Here is an 11,944-nt window from a genome sequence, read left to right on the forward strand (position 1 = left end):
GTGGTTTTAAATAAAGTGCAAATGTATATTATTATTTAGAATTAATAAAAATTATAAACTGATTTTTATCATTAATCTTTAATTTAGAAATTGTGTTTTCCCTTATTTTAGTAGGGATGAGAACTTTAGATTAAATATCTTTGTTAAAAAAATAAATCTATGCAGTTAGTAAAAGTCGGACTTTGTGCGTTCGGAATGAGCGGAAAAGTTTTTCATGCCCCGTTTTTGAAAGAACATCCGGGATTTTTTATTTCCGCGATCGTGGAAAGAAATAAGGAAGAATCTAAAGAAAAATATCCTGAAGCAGAAATTTACCGTTCCGTAGAAGAAATGCTGGAAAATGCCGATATCGAACTCGTGGTTGTGAATACTCCGGTACAGACACATTTTGAATATGCAAAAATGGCACTGGAAGCGGGAAAAAATGTAGTGGTTGAAAAACCTTTCACTGTAAATGTTGCAGAAGCAGAAGAACTGGCAAAACTTGCGGAAGAGAAAAAATTATTTGTAAGCGTTTATCAGAACAGAAGATTCGACCGCGATTATCTTCAGGTGCAGAAAATCATCAACGAAGGAAAACTTGGAAATATCAAGGAGGTGGAAATCCGTTTCGATAGGTTCAGAACTGAGCCGAGTGGAAAAGCGCATAAAGAAAATCCTGAAGCCATAGGTTCGGGTTCGCTGCATGATTTAGGATCGCATCTGGTGGATCAGGCAGTTCAGTATTTTGGGTTTCCCGAAAAACTGTTTGCCGATGTTTTTTCTATGAAAGGAAAAGAATTTGCTAACGATTATTTTGAAATTATTTTATTTTATCCAAATGATTTAAGAGTAAGGCTGAAATCTTCTGTATTCACCAAAGAAGCGCATTTTGCTTATGCCGTTCACGGAGAAAAAGGAAGCTTTTTGCAGGAAAGAACCGATTACCAGGAAAATGAACTCGTGGCAGGAGCTGTTCCGGAATATGGCGACGAATGGACAAAGCCTTTAACAGAAACCGACGGGATTCTGAATTATCTAAATGAAAATAAAGAAACTGAAAGAATTCTCACTTCAAGCGAACCTGGAAATTACATGAATTACTATCAGCAGATTTATGAATTTATCGTTTTCGGATACGCATTGCCTTCACCTGCGGAAGAAATCATCAAAAATATGAAAATTATCGATGCGGCAGCGGAAAGTTCCAAACAGGAGAAAGTGATTTACTTGTAGAGTCTTTAAGGTGAGAGAGTTTTAGAGTCTTAGAGTTTTAGGTTTTGGGAGTTTTATTGCAGTTTAGAGTTATGACTCTTAAAGCAGGATTTTTAGAGTAAAAAAATTACATCAATAAAATATAACGCTTCCACACTCTAAAACACTCTCACACTCTAAAACACTCTCACCCTTAAACACTCTCACCCTAAAACTTTCAAACTCTCACACCCTCAAACCCAACTACGCTTCACCCAAGATCTCCTGAAGTTCAAGCCATCTCATCTCATGGTTTTCCAAAGTTTCAGAGATCGATTCCAGATCGGCAGAAAGTTTGGATATTTTCTCGTAATCCGCTTCATTATTAAGCTGATCTAATATTTTCGCTCGTTTTTCCTCTAATTCAGGCATTTCTTTCTCGATGGTTTCGAGTTCACGCTGTTCTTTAAAGGAAAGTCTTTTCTTTTTTGCGTTTGTATTGTTTACAGCAGGAACTGTTTCTTTTACAGGTTCAGATTTTACGGAAACAGACTTTTCTAAAGCATCCTCCTTGCTTTTCGCTTCGCGGTATTCGGAGAAATTACCTGTAAAATCACGGATTTTCCCTTCTCCTTCAAAAGCAAGAATATGATCTACGATTCTGTCCATAAAATACCTGTCGTGCGACACAATGATTAATGAACCCTGAAACTGCTGTAAAAAGTTTTCAAGAACCGTTAAAGTCGGAAGATCCAGATCATTCGTAGGCTCATCAAAAATTAAAAAGTTCGGATTCTGGTATAAAATATACATCAGATGAAGTCTTCTTTTTTCACCACCCGAAAGTTTGGAAATAGGGGAGTACTGCGTCTGATCGTCAAATAAAAACAATCTTAAAAACTGGGAGGCAGAAAGACTTTTTCCGTTGGCTAAAGGGTAAAATTCAGCAACTTCTTTAATGAAGTCAATTACTCTTTCATCTTCTTTATAAGTAAGACCCTTTTGCGAGAAATATCCGAAATGGATGGTTTCTCCGGTTTCAATCTCTCCTTTATCAGCTTTTTCAAACCCCTGAATAATATTTAATAAAGTAGATTTTCCCGCTCCGTTTTTCCCTACAATTCCTACTTTTTCACCTCTCTGGAAAGAATAGCTGAAATCTTTCAGCAACAATTTACTTCCAAAACTTTTGTCAATATTTTTAAGCTCAAGAATTTTATTTCCAAGCCTTTTCATTTCAAAATCAAGCTCTAAACCTTGTTTTCTCGTGTCTGTTTTGGCTACTTTTTCCGTTTCGTAGAAAGCATCAATTCTGGATTTGGATTTTGTAGTTCTTGCTTTCGGCTGTCTTCTCATCCATTCAAGTTCCTTTCTATAAAGGTTGTTGGCTTTATCAATTGTAGCATTCGTGTTGTCCTCGCGAATCATCTTATTTTCAAGATATGTGGCGTAAGAACCGTTATGAACGTAAAGATTCCTGTCTTCCATTTCCCAGATCGTATCGCATACACTGTCGAGGAAATACCGGTCGTGCGTTACCAGTAATAAAGTAATTTTTGCCTTACTCAGATAACTTTCCAGCCATTCCACCATTTCAACATCGAGGTGGTTGGTCGGCTCATCCATAATTAATAAAGTATGACGGTGCTCGGCTCTGGTTTCCGTTAACAATTTTGCCAAAGCAACACGCTTGATCTGTCCACCGGAAAGTGTTCCCATTTTAGCTTCCAGATCGGTGATTTTTAGCTGCGAAAGAATCTGCTTCATTTCATTTTCCAGATCCCACGCTTTATGTGCTTCCATTTCAAGAAGAGCTTTTTCAATAAAATCATTATCTGTGGAATGCAGAGACTGATGATAATTTTTCAGAGCCATAATCGGAGCCGAATCCAGAGTCATCATAAACTCATCAATCGTAATGGTCGGTTCAAAATCTATTTCCTGATCAAACAACACTACCTGAATATCTTTATTGATGATTACCGTTCCACTGTCTGCAATTTCTTTTCCCATCAGGATTTTCAGAAGGGTAGATTTTCCGCTTCCGTTTTTGGCAACAATGGCAATTTTATCTCCTTCGTTTACATGAAAAGTAATATTTTCAAATAAAACTTTTATTCCGTAGGATTTGGTAAGATTTTCGGCAGAAACGTAATTCATTATAGTTTGATGGTTAGATTTTGAAACTTAAACTGAGCCGCAAAAGTACGAAAATGTATCAGAAAAAGCAGAAATACAATCCCGAAGCCTTATATACGTTTTTTTCAATATTAAAACAATAATGAATTGTCTTATGTATTGAATTGTATTTGCCTTTGGTTTTATTTAATTATAAAATTTTAGTTAAAATTAAATATTTGTTAAATTTAATGTATTGTTTAATAGATTTTTGATGTAGATTTATATTCCTAACATTATTAAAATTAAAACTATGATGCAAATCAACTACTGGGCTGTTTTTGCAGCCGCACTTGTCCCTTTAATAATGGGATTTATCTGGTATCATCCTAAAGTTTTCGGAAAAGCATGGATGAAAGAAGTCGGTTTAACCGAAGATAAGATGAAGGGTTCCATGATCGGAGTTTTTATTTTTTCCATCATGTTATCAGCATTAATGGCTTTGTTCTTACAATTTGTAACCATTCATCAGTTTGGCGCGCTCGGAATGGTCGGAGGAGATGAAATGAATGCCAATCCGTCTTATCATGCCTTCATGAAAGACTACGGAATGGCTTACAGATCCTTTGGTCACGGCGCACTGCATTCTTCCATGACGGGATTTTTATTCGTGCTTCCCATGATTGCCATCAATGCGATGTTCGAAAGAAAATCGTGGAAATATACATTAATTAACGCTGCTTTTTGGACGGTCTGCATTACCATTATGGGCGGAATTATCTGCGGTTGGTATGCTCCGGACGGTTTTCACTGGGCAACACAAAAATAAATGTAATGTTTTAAAAAGTTAAGGCTACTTTTGCGTAGCCTTTTTTATGTCATATATTTTAAAAATTTATCACTCAGCTACCGATTTGCCGGAAGAATGGAATGTTGTGATCGGAAATCACAATATCCTGCTTTCTGGAGAATATTTTCGTGCATTAGAAAATTCCAGACCGCAAAACATGGAATGCTTCTTTGTCGGTTTTTTCAAAGAAAATGAACTGATTGGCGGTGCTTTGTTTCAGTATCTAAATTTTATTCAGCATAAAACTTTCCAGAAAAATGAGGTGTTTTGCAGCATCAGGAATTTTATGGCAAGACAATTCGGTAAAGATGTGATGATTCTGGGAAATAATATGCTTACTGGACAGAACGGATTTTATTTTGATGCTTCAAAAATTACTTCCGAAGAAGTGATTCCGCTTCTGGAAGAAGCCGTTTATAAAATGCAGAAGGAAATAAGAACAACATCCTTAATTATATATAAAGATTACCAGTCGAATTTTGTGAAATACTTTGAAGGAGAAAAGCATCGGAAATATTTCAGATTTTCCGTTCAGCCGAACATGATTCTTCGGATAAGAGAAAACTGGAATAATTTTGATGATTATATCAATGATTTTTCGAAGAAATACAGAGCAAGAGCCAAAACTGCCAAAAAGAAACTGCAAGGAATCATTAAAAAAGAACTCCAATTAGACATGATCAGAAAATATCAGTCTGAAATGAATGTTCTTTATCAGAATGTCGCAGAAAATGCCCCTTTCAATACCTTTTTTCTCAGAGAAAATCATTTTGAAAGCATGAAAGAAAATCTTGGAGACAATTTCAGGCTTTTCGGATATTTTTCGAATGAAAAACTAATTGGTTTTTATACCATGATCCTCAATAATAAAGATATTGATACGTACTTTTTAGGCTACGAAAAAGACTGTCAGAAACAAAAGCAGATCTATCTCAATATGCTTTTCGATATGGTGGAATTTGGAATTCATCATCGTTTTGAAAGAATTATTTTCGGAAGAACAGCTTTAGAGATCAAATCAACGATCGGAGCGGAACCAGTTGAAATATTTGGCTTAATTAAGCACAATAATTTTATCATTAATCCTTTCATGAAAACTATTTTTCCTTCTATTTCTCCCAAAACTGAATGGATTCAAAGGAAGCCGTTTAAATAGTTTTTGTGTGTCAATTTATGTTCTCATCAGTAGAAACGGGCTTTAGCCCGTTAACAATATAAGGTTTTTCGATTGGCTTCAGCCAAAGTCTCAGATGTTTAAAATTTGCAAAATCACCGGAAAAAAATCAATCCAAAGTCAACCTCTTCAAAGACCACAAACTTCCGTTGTAAATATCCAGATCTACTTTTGTATTAATTCCGTGCACGATTCCGTTTTCTGTAAACTGCCAGAAATCCCACTCTGCATCGGGTGACGGAGCCGGAACATCATTGTAATTAGCTAGCCAGAGCGGATAATCATCAAATTCGCCCTTCAGGAAATCTTTGTAATAATGATAATACGTATAAATAATGGGTTTTTCGCCGTAAGTTTCCTCTACAATTTTGCACCACACTTTAAGGTCTTCAACCAGTTTTTTATTCGTTTTGCGCTTCGGGATTTTCTCAATATCCAAAATCGGCGGAAGATCACCGCTTTCGAGCTTTACATTTTCCAGAAAATTATTCGCTTGAATGACAGGGTCTTCATCTGCTCTGTAAAAATGATACGCTCCGCGGATTAAATTCTGTTTTTTTGCCTGTTCCCAGAAATCAGAAAAATGTTTGTCGGCATTTCGGTTTCCCATCGTTGCACGCATCACCACAAACTCCAGCGGAATGGTTTTGTTTCCGATCGTAAGGCTGTCCCATTTGATGTCTTCTTTATTCTGATAATGCGAAATATCAAACCCGTAAGTTTTATCTAAATTATTGGAAAGGATTTTTTGAATTCTCAGTGCTTCTGTTTCACTGTTGTGAAGCTTTCTGTGAGTGAATTTATTGAAATACAGAGCGTAATAATAACTTATGGACTGCCTTAAATACAATCCTGTTCCGATAAGAGCAATAATTAAAATTCCCAGCACAATTTTTCTGCGGAAAAGATATTTTTTCCGACGGTTCTGATGGATCTTTTTGGCGGTTTTTTTGCTGTACATCGTTTGTGAATAAAGATTTACAAAACTAACTTTTTTCACTTCTAAATGCTAAATAAAATCAGTAAATTTGTGTACTATGGAAACACGCGAAAAGATCATCATCATAGGAGGAGGTTTTGCGGGGCTGCAGCTTGCGAAAACGTTGAATAACAAGAACAAAAAGGTTATTGTTCTGGATCGGGTAAACCATCATATGTTTCAGCCGCTTTTCTATCAGGTCGCATGCGGAAGGATTGAGCCTTCCAATATCTCTTTTCCTTTCAGAAAAATTTTTCAGCGTTCCAGAAATACCCAGTTTCGTTTAACGGAGGTTAAGGAAATCGATACCGCAAATAATAAAGTCATCACCGACGAAGCGGAATTTACCTACGATAAACTCATCATCGCAACAGGATGCAAAACCAATTTTTTTGGCAATAATGATCTGGCAGGAAAAGCTTTCGGGATGAAAAATACTCAGGAAGCGATCAGCATCCGAAACCATGTTTTAATGACTTTCGAAAAACTGATTCTTGAAAAAAGCCGAAGCGACGACGGAAACTGGAACATCGTAATCGTAGGAAGCGGACCGACCGGAGTAGAATTAGCCGGAGCGTTTTCGGAGATGAAAAAAGAAATTCTTCCGCGCGATTATCCTTACATGAATTTTGACCATCTGAAGATTATTCTGGTAAGTTCTACAGAGAAGCCTTTGGCGGTAATGAGTCCGGAAGCTCAGCAAAAATCTGAAGAATATTTAAAAGATTTAGGCGTTACATTTTTAAGCCAGGAATACGTTACGGATTATGACGGCGATAAAGTGTATATGAAAAGCGGAAAAACCATTCCGTCCAATAATGTAATCTGGGCAGCCGGAGTTACAGGAAATGTTGTAGATGGTTTTCCTGCCGAAAAATTAATAAAAAACAGATACATTACAGACCGATACAATAAAATAAAAGGCTACGATAATGTCTTTGCAATCGGAGATATTGCGTATATGGAAACTCCGAAATATCCGCAGGGTCATCCACAGGTGGCAAACGTAGCAATTAATCAGGCAAAAAATTTAGGAAGGAATCTCTTAAAGAAAAATGTAAATGAATGGGTAGAGTATGAGTACGACGATAAAGGCTCTTTGGCAACCATCGGAAAACACAGAGCGGTTGTAGATTTACCATTCATTAAATTTCAGGGATTTCTGGCGTGGTATTTCTGGATGTTTTTACATTTAATGCTTATTTTGAGTGTAAGAAACAAGCTTGCTGTGTTCTTCAACTGGATGTGGAGCTATTTTAACAAAGATTCTTCTTTAAGATTGATAATTTTGCCAAATAAGAAAAACGAAACAGTACAATGAGAATTGATATAATAAGCGTACTTCCGGAACTGATGGAAAGTCCGTTTAAAACTTCTATTTTAAGAAGAGCGATTGATAAAGGTTTGGCAGAAGTTCATTTCCATCATTTAAGAGAGTGGGGAATCAACAAAAAAAAACAGATTGATGATGAACCTTACGGCGGCGGCGCAGGAATGGTGATGATGGTAGAGCCTTTAGACAACTGTATTTCAGAATTAAAATCCCAGAGAGAATACGATGAGGTGATTTATCTTACACCGGATGGAGTTACTCTGAACCAAAAAATTGCCAACACACTTTCCATTAAAAATAACCTGATCTTCTTATGCGGTCATTATAAAGGAATCGACCAGCGTGTGAGAGATCTGCATATTACCAGAGAAATTTCGATCGGAGATTATGTTCTTACCGGCGGAGAATTGGCAGCCTGCGTTCTTGCAGACTCTGTAATCCGTCTGCTTCCGGGTGTTCTGAACGACGAGCAAAGTGCTTTAACGGACAGTTTTCAGGACGATCTTTTATCTCCTCCGATCTATACAAGGCCGGAAGTTTACAAAGGTTTAGAAGTTCCTAAAGTCTTACTGAGCGGAAATTTTGCCAAAATTGAAGAATGGAGACATGATGAAGCGGTAAGAATTACCACGGAAAAACGTCCCGATCTGCTTTAAAATAGACAAAAACAATCGTTTTTTAGAAAACGCCAAATTTTTTAAATTTTTACAACGATAATTGATAGCCGTTGCGAAGAAATGGTTGAAAATTTTTCATTTACCTAACTGTTCATAGAATTTTTTCTACCAAAAAATTTAATTTTAAAAACAGTTTTTATTTAGACTTAAAAGTGAATTTTGTGTTATGGGTAATGTTTTTAATTAAAATTGCTTATTTGGTTTAAAATATTCTTTTAATTGTCTATATTTGAATGATAAAATTAATTGTTGAAATTTGTTAAAATTATTAACGATATATTAAATAAAATAATAAATTTACATAATCAATTTTATAAAAGGAATTGTTTGAAATCTGAAAAGTGTGGTAATGGAGCTGTTTAGTTTTTACAACGTTGAAAATCTGTTTTTACCGGATCCGAAGCCGATGCATAAATTAGATCCTACAATATCAGGACTTAGAAATTGGGATGAAAGCAGATACAAGAATAAACTTTCCAAGATTGCACATGTTTTCAGGCTGATGAAGGAGGAAAACGGTGTTTTACCTTTTATGATTGGTCTTTCTGAGGTTTCCGGAAGGAAAGTTCTGGAAGATCTTGTGGAGATGGAACCTTTCAATTCGCAATACGGAATTGTGCACTACAATTCTATGGACGAGAGAAGGGTAGATGTAGCCTTATTATATGATAAAAATAAAGTGGAAGTAATAGACTCAGAAACCATTACTTTCTTTTTTGAAATTATAAACAGAAACACAGGAAATTACGATACAACAAGAGACATTCTTTACTCGAAAGTAAGATATAAAGACAAAATTATTAATGTTTTTATCGCGCATCTTCCCTCTAAACGCGAAAAAGACGTTAATAAACCGAAAAGAGACTTTATCCTTTCCGAGATTCGGGAGAGAATTCTTAAGATTGTACAGAATGATAAAGAAAACGTATTGCTGTGTGGTGATTTTAATGAAAACCCAGATGATGAAAATTTAGTAAAAATTCTTTTTGATGATGCAGGAAAAAAAGTATTGGAAAATCCTTTCCAGCGTCTGTTTTCCACAAGAAATTATTCTACTTTTCATTATAAATCGGGATTGCTGTATGACCAGATCATTTTATCGAAGTCTTTCTTTGATGATGACCGTGGTCTGAAATTTCAGGAGGCGAGAATATTCAATTCTGAAAAACTCAGCAGCCGCGACAGAAAATTTGCAGGCAGACCCTACAGGACCTACGCAGGAACGAGGTATTTGGGTGGTTATAGCGATCATTTTCCGGTTTTTATAAAATTCAGGAATTTGTAACAGACGTAAAAAACATAAATAAAGTAGAAAGAATGAAAAATTCAAACAACACGAGTTATCAGTTAGATTCAATCGATAAAGAAATTATCTATATGTTAATGGATAATGCAAAATCCTCGTTAGCTCATATTTCAAAAAATGTAGGAATATCTACAACAGCAGTTCATCAAAGGATTAAAAAACTTGAACAGGCAGGGGTTATTGAAAATTCAATTTCTTTTTTAAATCCTAAGAAAATCGGCTATAAAGTTATTTCTTACATCGGCGTATTTCTGGATCAGCCAAGTCATTATCCCGACATGGTAAAATCTCTTAAAGACATTAATGAAGTGGTGGAAGCCCATTACACAACAGGAAATTATACCATTTTCCTGAAAGTTCTTTGTAAAGATAACGACCATCTTATGCAGATTCTGAGTAAGCTTCAGCAACTGAAAGGGGTGATAAGAACAGAAACTTTCATATCTTTGGAACAGGGTATTTACAGACAACTGAAAGTATAATAAATTATGAATATTGCACAATATCTGGATTCAACATATTTGAAAACACCTGCACAGTCGGGGCTGTCACAGGAAGAAACTTTACAGAAAGATATAGAACTCACGCAGGAAGCGATAGATTATGGTATTTTTGCCGTAATGATCCGTCCCGATTATGTTTCTGAAATTAAAAAGTATATTCAGGAAAAGAATTCGGATGTTGTGGTAGGAACAGTCATCGGTTTTCACGAAGGAACCTATTCTGTAGAGGAAAAACTTGCGGAAGCCGAAAAAGCAATTGCAGACGGAGCAGATGAACTGGATTTTGTAATCAATTACAGTGCTTATACTAAAGGTGATCTTGAGCTTGTAAAGAATGAATTTGTACAGTGTACAAAGCTTTGTCTGGAACACCATAAAATTGCAAAATGGATCATCGAAATCGCTGCTTTAACTGATGAGCAGATTGCTGATCTTACCAAAAATATTTCCGCTTGGGCAGAAGAAAACTTTTCTGAAAACGATTTGTCTAAAATTTTCGTAAAATCTTCCACTGGTTTCTATGAGACAGAAGGAGGAAAACCTAACGGAGCAACCTTTGAAGGAATTAAAATCATGCTGGAAAATGCCGGAAAGCTTCCTGTAAAAGCCGCAGGCGGAGTAAGAACTCCGGAAGATGCCGAAAAAATGATCAGTCTTGGAGTACAAAGAATAGGCACTTCATCTGCATTGGCGTTAATTAAAAACCAATCGGCTTCGGAAGGATATTAAATAAAACTAAACAGTGAAAATAAAAAACCATCAACTTACTATTGATGGTTTCATTTTTTATGCCTGTTGCGCCAAATATTCTGTATAAAACTCCTGTGTTTCTTTAATCAGCGCATCCATTTCTGCTAAAGTAAACACTTCTAAAAATTTCTTTCTGAAATCTTTAAAATGAGGAACTCCACGGAAATAATTGCTGTAATGCTGTCTCATTTCCACCAGTCCTAATCTTTCGCCTTTCCATTCTGCGCTCCATTCTGCATGCTGACGAACAGCCAGTAATCGGTCTTCGATTGTAGGAGCCGGCAAATGTTCTCCGGTTTTAAAGAAATGCTTGATTTCGTTAAAAATCCATGGATAACCAATCGCTGCACGACCGATCATAATACCGTCGCACGCATATTTTTGTTTGTACTCCAACGCTTTTTCAGGAGAATCGATATCACCGTTCCCGAAAATCGGAATTTCTATATTAGGATTTTGCTTAATTCTTGAAATATGTTCCCAGTCAGCTTCCCCTTTGTACATCTGCGCACGGGTTCTCGCGTGAATGGTTAATGCTTTGATGCCTGTTTCCTGAAGACGTTCTGCCACTTCATCAATATTAATGGAAGTACTGTCCCAACCCAAACGCGTTTTTACCGTTACAGGAAGACTTGTAGAACGCACTACGGCTTTGGTAAGACGAACCATAAGATCAATATCCTTCAAAACTCCAGCTCCTGCACCTTTACAGACCACTTTTTTTACAGGACATCCGAAATTGATATCAACCAGATCCGGATTTACCGTTTCCACAATTCTTGCAGACATAGCCATCGCTTCTTCGTCACCTCCAAAAATCTGAATTCCGACAGGTCTTTCGTAATCGAAAATATCAAGCTTTTTACGGCTCTTGATGGCATCACGAATTAACCCTTCCGAAGAGATAAACTCCGAATACATTAAATCTGCTCCGTGCATTTTGCAAAGTCTTCTGAACGGCGGATCACTCACATCTTCCATCGGTGCAAGCAAAAGCGGAAATTCCGGCAGTTCTATATTGCCAATTTTTATCATGGTGCAAATTTACGAATTTCTGAGCATTTCAGAATTTGATAATTTC

General features: G+C 36.3%; 11 protein-coding genes. 8 read left to right on the top strand and 3 right to left on the bottom strand.

Annotated elements, in window-relative coordinates; all coding sequences use genetic code 11:
* Positions 1–159 precede the first annotated feature (159 nt).
* Positions 160–1,215, top strand: a complete 1,056-nt coding sequence (locus H6W52_RS02865; protein WP_116097177.1) for a Gfo/Idh/MocA family oxidoreductase — start codon at positions 160–162, stop codon at positions 1,213–1,215.
* Positions 1,216–1,437: 222 nt separating this feature from the next.
* Here the strand turns inward: H6W52_RS02865 and H6W52_RS02870 are convergent, their stop codons facing one another.
* Positions 1,438–3,333, bottom strand: a complete 1,896-nt coding sequence (locus H6W52_RS02870; RefSeq protein ID WP_116097179.1) for an ABC-F family ATP-binding cassette domain-containing protein — start codon at positions 3,331–3,333, stop codon at positions 1,438–1,440.
* A 271-nt stretch (positions 3,334–3,604) separates the two neighbouring features.
* Here H6W52_RS02870 and H6W52_RS02875 point away from each other — a divergent pair, with 271 nt between their 5' ends.
* Entirely contained in the window at positions 3,605–4,120 is a 516-nt protein-coding gene (locus H6W52_RS02875) for a DUF1761 domain-containing protein (RefSeq protein WP_308196689.1), read from the top strand.
* A 46-nt stretch (positions 4,121–4,166) separates the two neighbouring features.
* Positions 4,167–5,297, top strand: a complete 1,131-nt coding sequence (locus tag H6W52_RS02880) for a peptidogalycan biosysnthesis protein (protein WP_116097181.1) — start codon at positions 4,167–4,169, stop codon at positions 5,295–5,297.
* A gap of 127 nt (positions 5,298–5,424) precedes the next feature.
* Here H6W52_RS02880 and H6W52_RS02885 read toward each other — a convergent pair whose 3' ends face one another.
* A complete protein-coding gene (locus H6W52_RS02885; RefSeq protein WP_116097183.1) occupies positions 5,425–6,276 on the bottom strand; it encodes a glycoside hydrolase family 25 protein in 852 nt (283 codons plus the stop codon).
* A gap of 76 nt (positions 6,277–6,352) precedes the next feature.
* Between H6W52_RS02885 and H6W52_RS02890 the strand changes: the two genes are divergently transcribed.
* From H6W52_RS02890 to deoC, 5 genes are all read left to right on the top strand, one after another.
* Positions 6,353–7,615 carry an NAD(P)/FAD-dependent oxidoreductase gene (locus H6W52_RS02890; protein WP_116097185.1) on the top strand — a complete coding sequence of 421 codons (1,263 nt, stop codon included), beginning with the start codon at positions 6,353–6,355 and terminating at the stop codon, positions 7,613–7,615.
* A complete protein-coding gene (gene trmD, locus H6W52_RS02895) occupies positions 7,612–8,283 on the top strand; it encodes a tRNA (guanosine(37)-N1)-methyltransferase TrmD (RefSeq protein WP_116097187.1) in 672 nt (223 codons plus the stop codon). Before H6W52_RS02890 ends, trmD begins: the two co-directional genes overlap by 4 nt.
* A gap of 370 nt (positions 8,284–8,653) precedes the next feature.
* Positions 8,654–9,589: an endonuclease gene (locus H6W52_RS02900; RefSeq protein WP_116097189.1), complete on the top strand. Its 936-nt coding sequence runs from the start codon at positions 8,654–8,656 to the stop codon at positions 9,587–9,589.
* A gap of 32 nt (positions 9,590–9,621) precedes the next feature.
* Positions 9,622–10,092 carry an Lrp/AsnC ligand binding domain-containing protein gene (locus tag H6W52_RS02905; protein ID WP_076390855.1) on the top strand — a complete coding sequence of 157 codons (471 nt, stop codon included), beginning with the start codon at positions 9,622–9,624 and terminating at the stop codon, positions 10,090–10,092.
* Positions 10,093–10,095: 3 nt separating this feature from the next.
* On the top strand, positions 10,096–10,842 hold the full coding sequence (gene deoC, locus H6W52_RS02910) for a deoxyribose-phosphate aldolase (RefSeq protein ID WP_116097191.1): 747 nt from the start codon (positions 10,096–10,098) through the stop codon (positions 10,840–10,842).
* Positions 10,843–10,899: 57 nt separating this feature from the next.
* On the opposite strand, the gene dusB is transcribed toward deoC, so the two are convergent.
* Positions 10,900–11,898 carry a tRNA dihydrouridine synthase DusB gene (dusB, locus tag H6W52_RS02915; RefSeq protein ID WP_076390857.1) on the bottom strand — a complete coding sequence of 333 codons (999 nt, stop codon included), beginning with the start codon at positions 11,896–11,898 and terminating at the stop codon, positions 10,900–10,902.
* Positions 11,899–11,944: the final 46 nt, after the last annotated feature.

The sequence above is a fragment of the Chryseobacterium sp. C2(2020) genome, from assembly GCF_014218915.1.
GTDB classification, from domain to species: Bacteria; Bacteroidota; Bacteroidia; order Flavobacteriales; family Weeksellaceae; genus Chryseobacterium; species Chryseobacterium mucoviscidosis.